The sequence below is a fragment of the Gordonia soli NBRC 108243 genome (assembly GCF_000334455.1).
Lineage (GTDB): Bacteria > Actinomycetota > Actinomycetes > Mycobacteriales > Mycobacteriaceae > Gordonia > Gordonia soli.
Map to the genome: position 1 here is coordinate 1 of NZ_BANX01000028.1, position 16,805 is coordinate 16,805.

17 protein-coding genes are annotated in these 16,805 nt (G+C 68.8%); 9 read left to right on the forward strand and 8 right to left on the reverse strand.

Features of this window, described 5'->3' with window-relative positions; all coding sequences use genetic code 11:
• The 4 genes from GS4_RS17865 to GS4_RS17880 all read left to right on the forward strand — a co-directional run.
• Positions 1–1,455 (forward strand): LCP family protein (locus GS4_RS17865; RefSeq protein ID WP_007623137.1); only part of this gene is annotated, 1,455 nt, incomplete at its 5' end.
• Positions 1,455–2,171 (forward strand): TIGR03089 family protein, encoded by a 717-nt coding sequence (locus GS4_RS17870; protein ID WP_007623139.1) that lies wholly within the window; start codon positions 1,455–1,457, stop codon positions 2,169–2,171. The genes GS4_RS17865 and GS4_RS17870, both read left to right, overlap by 1 nt.
• Before the next feature lie 173 nt (positions 2,172–2,344).
• Positions 2,345–2,716: a nitroreductase family deazaflavin-dependent oxidoreductase gene (locus GS4_RS17875; protein WP_007623140.1), complete on the forward strand. Its 372-nt coding sequence runs from the start codon at positions 2,345–2,347 to the stop codon at positions 2,714–2,716.
• A gap of 123 nt (positions 2,717–2,839) precedes the next feature.
• Positions 2,840–3,658 (forward strand): dienelactone hydrolase family protein, encoded by an 819-nt coding sequence (locus GS4_RS17880; RefSeq protein ID WP_007623142.1) that lies wholly within the window; start codon positions 2,840–2,842, stop codon positions 3,656–3,658.
• 65 nt (positions 3,659–3,723) lie between these two features.
• Here GS4_RS17880 and purE read toward each other — a convergent pair whose 3' ends face one another.
• A complete protein-coding gene (purE, locus tag GS4_RS17885) occupies positions 3,724–4,254 on the reverse strand; it encodes a 5-(carboxyamino)imidazole ribonucleotide mutase (RefSeq protein ID WP_007623144.1) in 531 nt (176 codons plus the stop codon).
• A complete protein-coding gene (locus tag GS4_RS17890) occupies positions 4,251–5,444 on the reverse strand; it encodes a 5-(carboxyamino)imidazole ribonucleotide synthase (protein ID WP_083862776.1) in 1,194 nt (397 codons plus the stop codon). Before GS4_RS17890 ends, purE begins: the two co-directional genes overlap by 4 nt.
• Before the next feature lie 129 nt (positions 5,445–5,573).
• Between GS4_RS17890 and GS4_RS17895 the strand changes: the two genes are divergently transcribed.
• On the forward strand, positions 5,574–6,134 hold the full coding sequence (locus tag GS4_RS17895; protein WP_007623148.1) for a GtrA family protein: 561 nt from the start codon (positions 5,574–5,576) through the stop codon (positions 6,132–6,134).
• Here GS4_RS17895 and GS4_RS17900 read toward each other — a convergent pair.
• Genes GS4_RS17900 through GS4_RS17910 form a run of 3 tightly spaced genes read right to left on the reverse strand, consistent with a single transcriptional unit; the run spans position 6,106 to position 8,660 of the window.
• Positions 6,106–7,422, reverse strand: a complete 1,317-nt coding sequence (locus tag GS4_RS17900) for a sensor histidine kinase (protein WP_007623150.1) — start codon at positions 7,420–7,422, stop codon at positions 6,106–6,108. The two genes, GS4_RS17895 and GS4_RS17900, sit on opposite strands and share 29 nt — an antisense overlap.
• A gap of 9 nt (positions 7,423–7,431) precedes the next feature.
• Entirely contained in the window at positions 7,432–8,109 is a 678-nt protein-coding gene (locus tag GS4_RS17905; protein WP_007623151.1) for a response regulator transcription factor, read from the reverse strand.
• Positions 8,106–8,660 carry a PH domain-containing protein gene (locus GS4_RS17910; protein ID WP_040510999.1) on the reverse strand — a complete coding sequence of 185 codons (555 nt, stop codon included), beginning with the start codon at positions 8,658–8,660 and terminating at the stop codon, positions 8,106–8,108. Before GS4_RS17910 ends, GS4_RS17905 begins: the two co-directional genes overlap by 4 nt.
• Positions 8,661–8,747: 87 nt before the next feature.
• Here GS4_RS17910 and GS4_RS17915 point away from each other — a divergent pair, with 87 nt between their 5' ends.
• A complete protein-coding gene (locus GS4_RS17915) occupies positions 8,748–9,428 on the forward strand; it encodes a DUF6069 family protein (protein WP_007623153.1) in 681 nt (226 codons plus the stop codon).
• Positions 9,429–9,854: 426 nt separating this feature from the next.
• On the opposite strand, the gene GS4_RS17920 is transcribed toward GS4_RS17915, so the two are convergent.
• Positions 9,855–10,661 carry a biotin--[acetyl-CoA-carboxylase] ligase gene (locus tag GS4_RS17920; protein WP_007623154.1) on the reverse strand — a complete coding sequence of 269 codons (807 nt, stop codon included), beginning with the start codon at positions 10,659–10,661 and terminating at the stop codon, positions 9,855–9,857.
• A gap of 620 nt (positions 10,662–11,281) precedes the next feature.
• On the opposite strand from GS4_RS17920, the gene GS4_RS17925 reads away from it, so the two are divergent.
• The 3 genes from GS4_RS17925 to GS4_RS17935 are packed head-to-tail and all read left to right on the forward strand — an operon-like array spanning position 11,282 to position 13,889.
• The gene (locus GS4_RS17925; protein ID WP_007623155.1) at positions 11,282–12,910 is read left to right on the forward strand and encodes an acyl-CoA carboxylase subunit beta; all 1,629 of its coding nucleotides are present in this window, start codon (positions 11,282–11,284) and stop codon (positions 12,908–12,910) included.
• The gene (locus tag GS4_RS17930; protein WP_007623156.1) at positions 12,910–13,164 is read left to right on the forward strand and encodes an acyl-CoA carboxylase subunit epsilon; all 255 of its coding nucleotides are present in this window, start codon (positions 12,910–12,912) and stop codon (positions 13,162–13,164) included. Before GS4_RS17925 ends, GS4_RS17930 begins: the two co-directional genes overlap by 1 nt.
• Positions 13,161–13,889, forward strand: coding sequence for a Maf family protein (locus GS4_RS17935; protein ID WP_245555755.1), 729 nt, complete (start codon positions 13,161–13,163; stop codon positions 13,887–13,889). Before GS4_RS17930 ends, GS4_RS17935 begins: the two co-directional genes overlap by 4 nt.
• A gap of 21 nt (positions 13,890–13,910) precedes the next feature.
• On the opposite strand, the gene GS4_RS17940 is transcribed toward GS4_RS17935, so the two are convergent.
• Both GS4_RS17940 and GS4_RS17945 read right to left on the reverse strand, forming a co-directional pair.
• Positions 13,911–15,314, reverse strand: a complete 1,404-nt coding sequence (locus tag GS4_RS17940) for a hypothetical protein (RefSeq protein WP_007623159.1) — start codon at positions 15,312–15,314, stop codon at positions 13,911–13,913.
• Positions 15,301–16,740: a hypothetical protein gene (locus GS4_RS17945; RefSeq protein ID WP_007623160.1), complete on the reverse strand. Its 1,440-nt coding sequence runs from the start codon at positions 16,738–16,740 to the stop codon at positions 15,301–15,303. The genes GS4_RS17940 and GS4_RS17945 overlap by 14 nt, the downstream gene beginning before the upstream one ends.
• Positions 16,741–16,805 lie beyond the last annotated feature (65 nt).

Consider the following 16,805-nt stretch of genomic DNA (forward strand, 5'->3'; position numbering starts at 1 on the left):
CCGATCTTCCTCGCGTCGGCTGGTGGGTGGCGGCCACGGGCCGCGGCGCGCGGCGTGGTGGCGTTGCTCTCCGTCGCGGTCCTGGTGTGCACCGGCTACGCCTGGAACAGCATGACCGACCTCAAGTCGACGATCACGCAACTCGGCGGGCTGGGTCTGGGCAGTGGCGACGACGGCGCAGTCGACATCATGTTGGTCGGCACCGACTCACGTACCGACGCGAAGGGCAATCCCCTTGCTCCGGAAGAACTCCGGATGCTGCGATCGGGCGAGGAGGTGGCCACCAACACCGACACCATCCTGTTGATCCGCATCCCGAACGACGGATCGTCGGCGACGGCCATCTCGATACCGCGCGACTCCTACGTCGACGTCCCCGGAATCGGCATGAGCAAGATCAACGCGGCCTACGGCGCCACGAAGGAGGGCACCCGCGCCCGGGCGGTCGAGTCCGGGAAGTCGGCCGGCGAGGCCGAGCGCGAGGGCACCCAGGCCGGTCGGCGCGCCCTCATCGACACGGTCGCCAAGCTGACCGGTGTCGAGGTCGATCACTACGCCGAGGTGGGACTGTTGGGATTCGTCCTGTTGACCAACGCCGTCGGTGGTGTCGACGTGTGCCTCAAGGACGCGGTGCGCGAACCCTACTCGGGTGCACGGTTCCGGGCGGGCCGACAGACCCTCGACGGTCCGCGTGCCCTCAGCTTCGTCCGACAGCGCCACGGTCTCCCCCGCGGTGACCTCGACCGGATCACCCGGCAGCAGGTGTTCATGGCCTCGCTGGCACAGAAGGTCCTCTCCGCAGGCACCCTGACCGACTCGGGCAAACTCTCCCAGCTGGAGAACGCGGTCTCGCGGTCGGTCGTCATCGACGACAACTGGGACATCCTCAAGTTCGTCGAGCAACTGAAGGATCTGAGCGGCGGAAAGGTCCGGTTCGCGACCATCCCGGTGCTGACCGAGCAGGGATGGAGCGACGACGGTCAACAGAGCGTGGTCCGGATCGATCCGGCAGCGGTCCACAAGTTCACCGACAACCTGCTCAACCCGCAGACCGCTGCGGGCGACGTCTCACGCGGCGACTACACCGTCGACGTCGTCAACGCCGGAACCGTCGACGGGCTCGCAGGCAATGTCGCGAACATCTTGACCAACAAGGGCTATCAAGCCGGTGCGACCACCAACTCCGCCAGCGACGACAAGGATTCGGTCGTGTACGCGCACTCCGACGACGACGGTGCCCGCGCGCTGGCCAAGGATCTCGGCGGTAGCGTGGTCCGCGTGGATTCCGCACTGCCCGACAAGCATCTGAAGGTCGTCCTGACCAACACCTACGAGGGACCGGGATCGATCCTCGACACCGGGTCGCAGCAGGACAACCGGCCGGCCAGCGAGCGGGTCGGCAACAACCGCCCGCCGGTGACCGCAGGTTCCGACGGCCCCACCTGCGTGAACTGATGACCGACACCATCACGGGTCGCATCCTCGACGGGGTCGGTGACTGGTCCCAGCCACTGCTGACGTTCTACGACGACGCAACCGGCGAACGCACCGAGCTGTCCGCGGCGACGCTCGGCAACTGGGCGGCCAAGACCGCGAACCTGATCGTCGACGAGGTCGGTCTGGTGCCCGGGGACGAAGTGCTCGTCGATCTGCCCGAGCACTGGCAGACCGCGGCGATCCTGTTGGGCGCCTGGTGGTCCGGCGCGCATGTGCGGACCGGCGCCGCGCAGCCGGACACCGCGGGGGAGCCGGTCGCGGCCTTCACCTCGGTGGCACGGCTGGACGCGGTCGACGCCGACGAGGTGTACGTGGCTTCACTGGATCCCTTCGCGCTGCCGGTCCGCGATCTGCCGCCCGGGGTGGCCGATTTCGGCACCGCGGCGCGAGTCCACGGCGACCAGTACCGCCCTCGCCCAGCGGGTGAGGTCGTCCTCGACGGTCGGACGATCACCGACGTGGCCGCGGTCGCCGCTCGGACGGCCGCCGCAGACGGCGTGGGCGCCGGAGCCCGGGTGTTGTCGACCCGCCCCTGGGCCGACACCGACGAGATCGTCGCGAACCTGGTGTCACCGCTGCTCGCCGGCGCGTCGCTGATCGCCGTCGTCAACGCCGACGACGCCCGGATCGAGGCGCGTGCCGAGTCGGAGAAGGCCACTCTCGTCCTGCGCTGACCGACGCGCACGACGCATCCACCGGCCCCGTTGCCCGTTCGGATCGGGCATCGCGGTGAGCGACCCGCCACCAAACGTCCGGTGCTCTCGGTGTCGTCTCCACTTCTCGCGGTCTCTCCCCTTTTTCGGTGTCATCCCTTGGCCCGGCCGTCAGGGTGGGGCACTGTGGACCCATGCACCTGCCGCCCGCGATCGGTCGATTCAACAAGGCGGTGACCAATCCCGTCCAACGGTTGTGGGCACCGCACCTGCCGCCCTACGCGATGGTCGAACATGTCGGTCGGAAGTCGGGGCGCACCTACGCGACGCCGGTGACGGCATGGGTCGACGGCGACCGCGTGTCGATCATCCTGACCTACGGCCGGGACACCGACTGGGTCCGGAACGTCCGTGCCGCCGGATCGTTCGGCCTCACCCGCCGATCGCGCTCGCACCGGGTGGTCGAGGCCCGGGTGATCCCCTCCGACTCACCCGATGTCGCCCGCAGTGCACGGCTCCCTGCGCGTCTGTTCGACTCCGTGCTCATCGGCCGGATCATCGACTGAGATCCGCCCGCGAGGCACACAAGCTCTTCGTCCCACGCCGTCCACCCGTTGTCGCCGGCCCCGATCTGACCCGACCCCCGGTCGGTGGCCCCCTCACCCAGCCCCCACCGAGAGGACCCTCCCGTGACCAATGACCCGCTCGACGACTTCGAGGCCGTCGACGTCGAATACCTCGGCAAACGTAAACGTGTCTTCCGCAAGGGAACCGGTCCGGCGGTCATCGTCATCTCGGAGATCCCGGGGATCACCCCGGCGGTGGCGGGGTTCGCCCGAAAGGTGGCCGAGATCGGGTGCACCGCGGTCATGCCGTCACTCTTCGGGGTCGACGGTCTGGACGCGAGTCCGGCCAACCTCGGGCTGCTCGGCAGTGCACGGGCGATGACCGCACCGATCGTGCGCGCGTGCATCAGTCGCGAGTTCACCGTGCTCGCGACCGGCAAGGCGTCCCCGGTCGCCGACTGGTTGCGCGCCCTCGCCGCCGACGAGCACGAGCGGTGCGGCGGCCCTGGTGTCGGCGCGATCGGCATGTGTCTCACCGGAGGGTTCGCGCTCGCGATGGCCACCGACGACCGGCTCCTGGCACCGGTGTTGTCACAGCCGTCGTTGCCGTTCGGTGTGATCCCGAGCCGCAATCGATCCATCGACATCGGCGACGCCGACCTGGCCCGCGTCAAGAACCGCTGCGCACAGGGCCTGCAGGTGATGGGACTCCGGTTCGAGGGCGACCGGCTCTCGCCCGCAGTGCGTTTCGAGTTCCTCCGCGAACAACTCGGGGATGCTTTCCTGGCCATCGAGTTGCCGGACTCCGCCGCGAACCCGGATTCCTTCGTGCCCGAGCCACATTCGGTGGTCACCGAACACTTCGTCGACGAGCCCGGCGAACCGACGTACGAGGCCCGCGAGCAGGTCCTCGACTTCTTTCGCCGCAAACTGCAGGTCTGACCCGCGCCCCACCGGTCGGGCCGCCCGGACCGGGAAGTGAGGCTCGGGCAGCCGGGCGGAGAGGCTCAGTCCTCGCCGAGCAGGCGGTGCTGGAGCGCGGAATCCTTCTCCAGCACCAACTTCTCGAGATCGGCCTGGAACGTCTCCATGCGGGTGCGCAGGGCATCGTCGGCGGAGGCGAGGATGCGCACCGCGAGCAGACCGGCGTTGCGGGCCCCGCCGACCGATACGGTCGCCACCGGGACACCGGCAGGCATCTGCACGATGGACAGCAGGGAGTCGAGACCGTCGAGGTACTTCAGCGGCACGGGCACACCGATCACCGGCAGCGGCGTCGCCGACGCGACCATGCCCGGCAGGTGCGCAGCTCCCCCGGCTCCCGCGATGATCACCGAGATACCCCGTGCCGCAGCGCCGGTCGCGTAGTCCAGCATGCGCTGCGGGGTCCGGTGCGCCGAGACCACCCCGACCTCGAAAGGCACCTCGAACTCGGCGAGCGCCTCGGCGGCTGCCTCCATCGTGGGCCAGTCCGAGTCGCTGCCCATGATCAGACCGACCCGCGGTCCACCGGTCACGCCCTCGCCCGCTTCGCTCATCCGTGCACATCCCATCCGTCGGTCCACTCGGCGTGCGACATCCACTGCGCCGCACGCTCGGCGCGCTCACGCACCACCTCGACCGACTCGTCGGCCGCACCGACGATGTTGACATGTCCGATCTTGCGGTCGGGACGCTCCCCCTTGCCGTACAGGTGGATCTTCGCGTCCGGCATGCGTGCCATCAGGTGGTGTGCGCGCTCGTCCATCGACATCGCCGGAGCCTCAACTGCGCCGAGGATGTTGGCCATCACGGTGACCGCCGCACGCGGTGCGGTCGCTCCCAGCGGATAGTCGAGTACCGCGCGCAGGTGCTGCTCGAACTGGGACGTCACGGCTCCGTCCATCGTCCAGTGCCCGCTGTTGTGGGGTCGCATCGCCAACTCGTTGACGACCAACCCGCCGTCGACGGTCTCGAACAGTTCCATCGCCATCACGCCGACCACGCCGAGTTCGTCGGCCAACCGCAGCGCCATCTGCTGCGCAGTCTCGGCGGTCGCGTCGTCGAGTCCGGGGGCCGGGGCGAGCACCACCGCGCACTGGCCGCGCCGCTGCACGGTCTCCACCACCGGCCATGCGCTGCCCTGGCCGAACGGTGAACGCGCGATCATCGCCGACAACTCGCGGCGCATGTCCACCTTCTGCTCGGCCATCAACTCGGCCGCGCCGTCGTACTCGTCGAGCACCGCGAGTGCCTCGTCCGCCGAATCGGTCAGCCAGACACCACGACCGTCGTAGCCGCCGCGCACCGCCTTGAGGACGATCGCCCAGTGGTGCCGCTCGCCGAACTCGGTCAGTGCCGCCCGGGCGGCGGTGCGGTCACCGGAGAGGTCGACGAAGTCGGGGACCGGCAGCCCCAGCTCCGCGAGCCGGACCCGCATCGCCAACTTGTCCTGGGCGAAGTGGAGCGCCGCCGACGGCGGTCGCACCGCCACGCCCTCGGCCTCCAGCGTCTGTAGGTGGTGCAGCGGCACGCCCTCGTGGTCGAAGGTCAGCGCGGTCGTCCCGACCGCGGCCCGACGCAGGTCGTCGATCTCGTCGTGCGAGCCGATGACCACGTCCGCGCTCACCTGGGCGGCGGGATCGGCCGACCCGGCCGCGAGCACCCGCAGACACTGGCCCAACGCTATCGATGCTTGATGGGTCATCCGGGCCAACTGGCCCCCGCCGATCATCACGACAGTTGGCATATCCTGGCCCGACCTCGACGGACGGCCCTCGCTCGCACTCACGCGGTCAATCGTGGCACGACACGTCGCCACCTCGCAGGACCGCCCGGACACGGCCGTGTTGGCCGACGTTTCGTACACTCGGATCTTGTGTCTCTGATCGACGAGCTGGTGGCTCGCCTCCCCGAGCCGGTCCGCCGTCTACTCATGCGGCACCACGAACTCATCAAATTCGCCCTCGTGGGCGGTACGACGTTCGTCTTCGACCTGGCGATCTTCTACACGCTCAGCCTCACCGTGCTCGAGTCGAAGCCGGTGGTCGCCAAGATCATCTCCGGCGTCTTGGCCACGATCCTGAGCTACATCCTCAACCGCGAGTGGTCGTTCAAGAACCGTGGCGGGCGCGAGCGACACCATGAGGCCTTGCTGTTCTTCGGCATCAGCGGCATCGGCGTCATCTTGCAGGCGGCACCGCTGTGGGTGGCCAACAACCTGTTCGACCTGCGCAGCAATGTGACGGTCACCGAGGTGGTCGTGATCGACTTCGTACTCGGTTTCATCATCGGCAACGTGTTGCAGATGACGTTCCGCTTCTGGGCCCTGCGCAAGTTCGCATTCCCCGAGGAGCTGCTCCGGGGCGGCGACGCCGGATCCACCGATCTGCACGCCACGCTGGACGAGCTCAGCGATGAGGAACTCGGTCACGCCTGACCGACGGTTGCACGCCGCCCGCGGCGGGAGCAGCGGGGACGACGATCGCGAACACCGGGGGCCGACGGGCGGTCAGGTCGAGCCGACCACCATCTGCCTCCACCAGCGCACGAGCCAGCGACAACCCCACACCGTTGCCGCGTCCGGCGGAGAACCCACGCCGGAAGATGTCGGAGACCAGGTCGTCGGGAACACCCTGCCCCTCGTCGGACACCGAGATCCGCATCATGTCCGACGGGAGGTCGCCCACCTGGATCGTGCATCGACCCGAGCCGTGCTGAAGAGCGTTGTCGACGAGCACGCTCACCGCCTCTCGTAACCGGCCCGGATGGGCGCTGAAGGCGATGGCGCGTCCGGCGAATGTCGCCGACACCGACCGGCCGATCGCCTCGAACGACTGCGCGAAATCCCCGACCAGTGTGGTGACCAGGTCGGCGACATCCACTTCGTCCGGCGTCGCGGGCGCATCCCTGGACGCCGCGACCATCTCGTCGAGTTCCCGCGACAACCGCTCCACCTGGTCGAGGGCCGCATCGGCCTCCCCCACGACCGCCGGATCGTGGTGCATCGCGAGTTCGTCGAGGCGCAGTTGGATCGCAGTCAGTCGGCTACGCAGTTGGTGGGAGACGTCACCGACGATCTCGCCCTCCCGCTCGAGCCGCAACGCGATCTCGGCATTGGCGTCGCCGAGCGCCCGGGACACGCGGTCGAGTTCGCCGATGCCGTAGGTCTTCCAGTCCGAGCGGAAGTCACCTCGAGCCATCGCGGCCGCACGATCGGCGAGTTCGGTCAACGGGTCGGCGAGCCGACCGGCCGTGACCGCCGCGACCGCGGTCGCCGCTGCCACCGATCCCGCGACGATCACCGCGACGATGCCGACCGCGGCGAGCTGATCGTTGCGGACCGTGTCCTGAGGGATCTCCAGCAGCAGCGAACCCGCACTCCCGAGCGCGATCGAATCCGACAGGTGCGCACCCTCGATCGGTCCGCCGACCACTGTCGTCTCGTCCAGCCCGGTCGCGCGATCGACCGGATAACGGACGGTGAGCTGGCCACCCTCCGGAAGTAACAGCCGGAAGGCGGACGTGTCGAGCTGCCCCGGATCGATCAACCCGGACGTGCCCTCCTGCTCGATGAGCTGGTCGGAGATCAGTTTGAGGCGGTCGTCGATGTCCTGATGCGCGTTGTCGGCGACCCACCACCAGGCGATCACGCACAGCGGGATGCCGAGCAGGGCACCGACCGCCACGATCATCGCGACCATGGTGTTCAGAATTCGTCGACGCACCGGATACGCCTACGGATCGAACCGGAAGCCGACGCCCCGGACCGTGACGATGTGGCGCGGACGGTCGTACTGGTCGTCACCGATCTTGCGACGCAGCCACGACACGTGCATGTCCAGGGTCTTCGACGAGCGCAGATCAGCTGATCCCCAGACCTCGGTGAGGATCTCGTCCCGGCTCACGACCTGACCGGCGCGCTCCATCAGGAAGCGGAGCAGGTCGAACTCACGGTTGGCCAGCACCAGGTCCTCGCCACGGACCAGCACGCGCCGACCACGCGTGTCGAGTTGGATGTCGCCGCCGTCGAGGACCACGTCGTCTACGCCTTGGCGACGTCGCAGCAGCGCCCGCACGCGTGCCAGCAATTCGGCCAGCCGGAACGGCTTGCCGACATAGTCGTCGGCACCGGCGTCGAGCCCGACGACGAAGTCGACCTCGTCGGTACGCGCGGTGAGCATCAGCACCGCGAGCTGGGGCCGCGATGCCCGGACGCGTCGGCACACCTCGAGACCGTCCATCACCGGTAGACCGAGGTCGAGGATCAGCAGCTCGTACTTGCTGTCACCGGCCTGCTCGAGGGCTTCGGCACCGTCGGTGACGACCTGGCAGCCGTACCCCTCGCGGATGAGTGCACGGGCCAGTGGCTCGGCGATCGCCGAGTCGTCCTCGGCCAGCAGGACATCGGTCATCGTTGCGGCGCCTCTCCGTCGACGGGTTCTCCGGGCCAGCGCTGGTCATCGTCGCCGTGGATGTCGAGGACCTCGTGATAGAGCAGCGAGTGGACCTTCTCCACCTGCGGGATGTCGTCGAAGGACAGCGGATCGTCGGACGCCGACTCGATGATCAGCGTCCCGGTGCGCAGGATGCGGTCGATCAGTCCGTGCCGGAATTCGACGGTGTTGATCCGCCGGATCGGGATGTCGATACCCGATCGCGTCACGATCCCGTTGCGGAAGATCACCCGACGATCGGTGAGGACGAAATGGGTGGTCTTCCAGGAGACGAGCGGACGCACGAAGTACCAGACGAACACCAGCGCCCAGGCGACCCCGATGACGATCAGCAGCCACATCCGGGCGGTTCCGCCCAGTTGCGAGCCGGTCACCATGCCGGTCAACACGCCTGCGACGGCGGTGACCACCACGAACAGCAGGAAGGGACCGAGCAGACACTTCCAGTGCGGGTGACGGTGCAGGACGATCCGTTCACCGGGCGCGAGGTTCTCCCTCGGAAACGACATACCCATGAGCGTAGTGCGCGGTCGGTACACTCCCTGAAGAACGACGTTCTGCGGCCGGCGTCGGCCACAGCAGGTCAGGAGGCCCTCATGAGCTATCGCGACCCGCGGGACCCCCGCGATCGGAACACTTCCCGCTACGACGCGGGCCGACCGCCGGAGACACGCGCCTACAGCCAGCACGACGACTACTCGACCAACCAGTACTACGACGACCGTTATGCGGCCCAGCAGTACCCGGCCGAGCAGTACCCGCCTGGGCAGTATCCGGCCGACCGGTACGCCGACGACCGCTACACGCAGGCCCGCGGCGCGTACGAGCAACCGAAGCCGAAACGGGCGTCGACGATGAAACCGAACGTGAACCCGACGCTGTTCGTCGGAGGCGTCGTGATGACCGGTGTGGTCACCGGTCTCGCCGCCTGGCTGGTGGCCTGGATCATCCGCACCATCGTCGAGCGCGTGAACGAGGCCGGCAAGTTCGGGGTCTGGAATCCTGTTGCGCGAGACGAGATCTGGTTCGCCGTCGTCGGATTCCTGTGTGCCCTCGCGGCCGCAGCCCTCTGGTACGTGCTCCAGTTGGTGACCCCGTCGCCGGACCAGTTCTTCCGATGGATCGTCGGCCTGCTGGTCGTCGCGTCCGTGATCGTCCCGCTACTGCTCTCGTCCGAGATCTCGGTCGGCATCGGCACCGCGGTGATGCACCTGGTGATCGGGTTGCCGATCCTTGCACTCATCCCGGCCATGGGGCACAAGAGCACTCAGCGCTGAGCTGTCGGGGCCGGGGTGCGGGGGTGGGGTCTGGTCACAATCTGCCGTCCAGCGCGGAGTCGCGTGGATATCGCACGTGACACCCCGCTGAGCGGCAGTTTGTGGTCACGCCTCCGGCCGCGTCCCCGACCACCCCGAAAACCACCCCGCGCCGCAGCGCAATCGGGCAAAATCTGCCGTCCAGGGAACCGCCGAGTGGATATTGCACGCGGCTCCCCGCTGCGCGGCAGATTGTGGTCACGCCTCCGGCCGCGTCCCCGACCACCCCGAAACCCACCCCGCGCCCGTCGAAAACCACCCGAGACCTGCTCGCGGATGCCAATACGGTCCAGACGGTCCACTCGCGGGCGGATTTCGACAGACTTCGGGCGGACTTGCGGCTGCGTCTCCTTACTTCTCCCGCCCGCGGTAGGCCCGTCCTGAGACTCAGTCGATGGCGCGGAGGTGTGTGACATCTCCGGCCGCCGCGACGATCCGTTCGCCGTCGGCGTCCACGAGGATCCGCCCCTGAGCATCCACCCCGGTCGCGGTGCCCTCCACGGTTCGGTCGCCCGGCAGCACGAGTCGCACGCGCCGGCCGATGGTGTCGCTGCGCCGACGGTAGGCCTCGACGAGCTCGTCCACACGATCCGGCCACCAGGCCAGCCAGGACGAGAGCGCGCGCAGGTAGGCGATGGCCACGTCCTCGGCCGACACCGGGTGCCCGACGGCCAGCTGCAGCGACGTCGCCGTCTCCACCGGCAGCTGCTCCTCGGTCAAAGCCGTGTTGATCCCGGTGCCGATGACCGCGATGCCACCGTCGGGGGTCCGCGCGTACTCGGCGAGGATGCCGGCCACCTTGCGGTCGTCCAGCAGGACGTCGTTGGGCCACTTGAGGACCGGACGCACGCCGATCACCTCTTCGATGGCCTCCGCGGTGGCGAGCCCGGTGAGCAGCGACAACCAGCCCAGCTGCGCCGTGTTGTCGCCCACGGCGATGACCACCGACGTGGCGAGCTGGCCACCGGCCGGCGCCGCCCACACCCGTGCGTGGCGGCCACGGCCGGCCGTCTGGTCGGTGGTCAGTCGGACAGTTCCGTCCAGGCCGGATTCCTCGGCCCGCCCGATGAGGTCGGCGTTGGTGGAGGATGTCGAGTCGACCGCCTCCACCCTGGTCCATCGGGTATCGGCGAGAGCGGCGGCCAGACGATCGCCGTCGAGCTGGTCGGAACCGGATTCGTAGACGTCAGCCATGAGACCGAACCCTATCGCCCCGCGACGACCGTCGAGCCCAACTGACACGACAGGCTCAGGTCGCTGCGCACGATCCCCCCGAAATCCACCCGGGAGCGGAACACTCGACCGTATCGACATCCGCGAGCGGGTCTCGGGTGGTTTTCGGTGGCCGTGGGGCGGTTTTCGGCACGGACCCGGGCAGCCCCGTCAGCCGCGCAAACCCGACCACAATCTGCCGCCTAGCGGGGTGTCGTGTGCAATATCCACGCAGCTCCGCGCTGGACGGCAGATTGTGGTCGGATGGAGCAGCTCTCGGGTGGTTTTCGATGACCGCGGGACCGCTTTCGGCGACCGACCCCAGCCGACCGCCGGCGGCCACCCCGCCCCCACACTGCCGCCCAGCCGACCACCACGTGCACCATCCACACGACTCCCGACTCCACGGCAGATCGTGTCCGGCCCGCAGGCCCCAGTCAGCCCGTGATCACTCCCGAGCCGAGCACCCACCTCCGACCCCGGCGACCTCAGCCGACACGCACCGGACGCCCGACGCGACCGGCGTCACAATGAACATGAGGAATCTCTCATAATCGGTGCGGTTGACCGAGCACTACCTCGGGTCGTTAGCATCGTTGGTCATGACCACCGCTTCGCCCGATCCCGGCGCCGCTCCCGACATCCACACAACGGCGGGAAAGCTCGCCGACCTGCGTAATCGGCTTGAGGAGACGCGTCACCCGGTCGGCGAGGCCGCTGTGGAGCGCGTGCACGAGAAGGGCAAGCTGACCGCACGCGAGCGCATCACGCACCTGCTCGACGAGGGTTCCTTCGTCGAATTGGACGCCCTCGCCCGTCATCGCAGTACCAATTTCGGTCTGGCCGAGCGACGTCCGCTGGGCGACGGTGTGGTCACCGGCTACGGCACCATCGACGGCCGCGAGGTCTGCATCTTCTCCCAGGACTCCACCGTCTTCGGCGGCAGCCTGGGTGAGGTCTATGGCGAGAAGATCGTCAAGGTCATGGATCTCGCGATCAAGACCGGTCGCCCGCTGATCGGTATCAACGACGGCGCGGGTGCCCGCATCCAGGAAGGTGTGGTCTCGCTCGGTCTGTACGGCGAGATCTTCCACCGCAACGTCCGCGCGTCCGGCGTCATCCCGCAGATCTCGCTCATCCTCGGAGCGGCGGCCGGCGGCCACGTCTACTCCCCCGCCCTCACCGACTTCGTCGTCATGGTCGACAAGACCAGCCAGATGTTCATCACCGGCCCCGACGTCATCAAGACGGTCACCGGCGAGGACGTCACGATGGAGGACCTCGGTGGCGCCCACACGCACATGAGCAAGTCCGGAACCGCGCACTACGTCGCGCAGGACGAAGAGGACGCACTCGAGTACGTCAAGGACCTGCTCGGCTACCTGCCCAGCAACAATCGCGCCGAGGCGCCGCGGCTGCCCGTCGACCAGCCTGCCGCAGGCTCGATCGAGGACACCCTCACCGACGAGGATCTCGAACTCGACACGCTGATCCCCGACTCGCCGAACCAGCCGTACGACATGCACGAGGTCATCCGTCGCATCCTCGACGACGACGAGTTCCTCGAGGTGCAGGCCGAATACGCGACCAACGTCATCGTCGGTTTCGGTCGCGTCGACGGCCGCAGCGTCGGCATCGTCGCCAACCAGCCGACCCAGTTCGCCGGCTGTCTGGACATCAAGGGTTCGGAGAAGGCCGCGCGCTTCGTCCGCACCTGCGATGCCTTCAACATCCCCATCGTCACCCTGGTCGACGTCCCGGGCTTCCTGCCGGGCACCGAGCAGGAATACAACGGCATCATCCGCCGTGGCGCCAAGCTGCTGTACGCCTACGGCGAGGCCACGGTCGGCAAGATCACCATCATCACCCGCAAGGCCTACGGCGGCGCGTACGACGTCATGGGGTCCAAGCACATGGGCGCCGACGTCAACCTCGCGTGGCCGACTGCTCAGATCGCGGTCATGGGCGCGTCCGGCGCGGTCGGATTCGTCTATCGCGGTCGTCTCAAGGAGGCCGCTGCCAACGGCGAGGACGTCGATGCGCTGCGCCTCCAGCTCCAGCAGGAGTACGAGGACACGCTGGTCAACCCGTACGTTGCCGCCGAACGCGGTTACGTCGATGCGGTGATCCCGCCCAGCCACACCCGTGGTCAGGTGGCGACCGCCCTCAAGCTGCTCGAGCGCAAGCTCGTCACGCTGCCGCCGAAGAAGCACGGGAACATCCCGCTCTGATGGCGCCGAACGAGAACGGGGACACGGTGAGCACCGACGCCGGCGAGACCACGAAGGCACCCTTCCTGCGCGTCGTGCGCGGCAATCCGACCGACGACGAGGTCGCCGCGCTGGTCGCGGTCGTGGCCGCTGCATCGTCGTCCTCGGGTGGCGGTCCGGTCGACACCGGGCCGCGAGACAACTGGGGCACGCCGGTCGATCGACTGCGCGCCGACTGGGGCTCACCCACGAGCTTCATCAACCAGCGCTGGTGACCGCCGACGGCGTGCGCGTCGTACTCGGGTCGGCGTCACCGGCCCGACTCAGGGTGTTGCGCGCCGCCGGCCTCCGGCCGCGGGTGCTCGTATCCGACGTCGACGAGGACGCCCTCCTCGAAGAACTTGTGACCGCACCGCCCCATCAGGTGGTCGTGCGCCTGGCGCAGGCCAAGGCCGATGCCGTGGTGGCCGCTCTGCTGGCCGAGGAGCGTCCCGACGCCCCGACCGACGAGACCCGACCCGACGAGAGCTCGGCCGTCGACACCGTGGTGCTCACGTGCGACTCGATGCTGCTGATCGACGGGGTGCTCGCGGGCAAGCCACACACTGCGGCGGTCGCTGCCGAGCGATGGCGATCGATGCGGGGACGCCAGGGCGAACTGCTGACCGGGCACTGTGTCGCCGTGCTGTCGGGTGGTGAGGTCACCGCGTCCGCGCACGCCGACGCGGGCACGATGATCCGATTCGCCGACATCGACGACGCGACCATCGATTCCTACGTCGCCACTGGCGAACCCCTCTCGGTCGCAGGGGGTTTCACTCTCGACGGCCTCGGTGGCTGGTTCATCGACGGCATCGACGGCGACCCGTCGTCGGTCCTGGGCATCGGGTTGCCGACGGTCCGAGCGCTGCTGCGACGCGTCGGTATCGACGTCACCCGACTCTGGTCGGACACCGCCACGTCGAACATCTCCGCCGGATCGGCCGACGCGCCCCACTGACGGCATCGCCGCCCGACTCCCTCACCACCAGCGGTGGCCCAGCCCCCACTCCGCCAGTTCGGCACCGACGATCTCGCGGACGTGGTCGACGTCGCCGAAGTGATCGGGATGGATACCGAAGAAGGTGAGCGTCACCCGATCTCCGTACTCCACCGCCCATGCCGCCAGCGCCGGCCCCTGTTCCCGACGGTTGGCCGCGGGACGGCCCTGCATGATCGCCCGGATCGCGAAGGACGAGGGCCGACTGTCGCCGATGATCAGCACATCGGCCGGGGCGACACCGAGATTCGAGACCGTGGTGTCGGGTCCCGGTACCGATTGCATGAGTCGACGCACCACCGGCCGCGGCAGTAATCGCACCACGGGCTGGAGGTTGTCGGCGACCTGGTCGGCGCCGGTCGCCGCATAGTCGGCGAAGGCGCGTTTGCTCAGGGCGCGGATCATCGACAGCCCGTCCGCGGGTTCCACCGGATCCGGGAGTCGAATCCAGACCCCACCGGACGCATTGGCTCGGTCGTCGGCATCTCCGGCGCGGGTGTTGACCGCCATGCACACGCGCAGCGGCCCGTCGACCGGGTAGCTCGACCGTCGCATGACGCCGGCGAGGACGGCGGTGAACAACGAGTTCGCCGTGCCGCCGTGTTCGGCTGCGCGCTTGTGCAGTTCGTCCCGATCCAGATCGAGGATCGCGAGGGTTGGTTCGGGGTCGACGAGCCCGGCGCCCACCCGGACGACCGGTGCCGGTTGTGGTGACACCTGCTGTGCAGTCGGTTCGCCGACACCTGTGGGAGCTGGTGTCGGATCGGTCCCGTCCGGTCGACGACGAGCCGCGGTCGCGGCGCGGACCAATTGTCGAAGAGCACGTCCGGCCGCCCCCACCTGCCGGAGAGCGTCCCGGGCATCGCCTCGCATTGCCGACTCGGCGTCGTCGTGGCGCTCGGGCAGTGCGGCCGACGACGGGTCCGCCGACCGGGCCGCGGCGAGCGCGCGATACACGCCTTCGCCGTCGGCGATCATGTGCGAGACCAGGAGTGAGACCACGCGTCCGCCACCGATGACCGACACGGTGTCGAGCCGCCAACCGTGACCGTCGGCCGGAGCGAGTCTGCTCTGCCGTAGCCGCTCGTCGGCCCACGCGCCGATCTCCTCGTCGGAGATCGCCTGATCGGCCTTGTCCAGGGACGGGATCGAGTGCGCGCGGACCCACCGGTGGCGCGCTCCCGGGACGCGGGCACCGACCACGGCACGGTTCAAGGCGCCCTCGGCGAGCCGGTCGCGCAGGTCCACGACCGCATCGAAGCCGGGATCGTCGGCGAACGACCAGATGAACTGGATGGGTGCGCGAAGGCCGAAGAACTGCTCGGCGAGCAGGTACGACTCGTCGGCGCCGCTCACGCGACGGACCATGGTGTCACCGGATCTCATGGGGTACCTCCCATTTCAGCAGTTCGCCGCGCAGGGCCGCACGGAGTGTGGAGTCGTCGGGAAAGGTCTTCTCGTCGAACGCCTGTGCCGCGATGGTGATCGAGTCGCCCGACCGCAAGAACCAGGCCTGGACACCGTCACCGAACCGGTACGGGAGGTCGGGGTCGACACCCTGCGCGATCCCACGGAACGCCACCCGGGATGCGCGACGGCCGGCTACGGACGAGAGTCCCTCGGATGCGCCGAGGTTCGATGCGACGACGTCGGGCATGCCCGATCCGGCCGTCACCATCGGCAACAGCCAGCGATTGGGTAACAGCCACATCAGGGGTTGAAGATGCACCGTGGAGGTCCGTCGTCCAGCACCGAGTTCGGTGAAGGCGTGTTTGCAGGCACGCCGGATCGGCCCCAGGTCGGTCCCGGCCACCGGCTGGTCGGTGAGCGTGACGGTGACACCCGCGGTGGCGTTTCCGCCGTCGTCGCCGTCCGCCCGGACGTCCACCGGCAGCCCGACCCGGATCGGCACCCCGAGGTCAGCGTGCCCCGCCGAGCGGAGGGTTCCCGACACCACGGCGACGAACAGGGAATTCGTCGTCCCACCGTGCCGTACGGCCACGGCCTCCCAGGCATCTGCGGCAACTGTTGCCGTCGCGCGTGCTCCGACCGCGGTCGGGGCACGATCACTCAGCGATGCGCGTCCGGGTTCCGTGGAGGTGGGAGCCGCCTCGACCGTCTTCGACGTCTGCGCGCGGCCGCCTCCGGCCCGCCCCTCGGTGAGCCGATCACGGCCGACACCGACGGCCACCCGTGCGACACCGGATGCGGCCGCACCGACCTGCCGGACCGCGTCGACGAGGTCGGCGACGGCCCCCGCGGTCCGGCCACCGGCCGCAGATGTATCGGCGGGAATGCGATCTGCGGCAATGAGATCGGCGCTGCCGCGAACCGGGATGTCGCGGCCGAGAGCGACGGCCGCCAGGGCGTCGGAGGCCGCCGCCACCATCGACCGTCCGTCGGTGACCAGGTGCAATGCGGTCAGGGAGAGCACCGACCGCCCGTCGCGGGTGGTCACCGCGCGCAGTCGCCAGCACCGGCCCTCCTCCGGATCGAGCGGTACCCCGTCGAGCTCGGCTCCCGACCACGCGTCGATCTCGTCGTCGGCGACGGGCACCCGATCGATGACCGCCGTCAGCGGTTCCTCCGCCCGGACCCAGTACGGGCGGGCGCCGGGCACACGGGGGCGGCACAGCCTGCGGTGCAGACGACCCGCCGACAACCGGGCGGCCATCTCTTCCAGTGCGGCATCGGGCACCGAGCCCTCGACCGTCCAGGTGAGCTGCAGCACCACCGACCAGTGCAACGTATCGTGCACGAACCAGTACGTCGCATCGGGCGCGGACAGGCGTCGCCGTCCTCCATCCATCATCGACTCCGATCTCCCGGGCCCAGCCGGGGTGTGGGATCGCTCACCACTCGTGTTCGCGTGGTTCG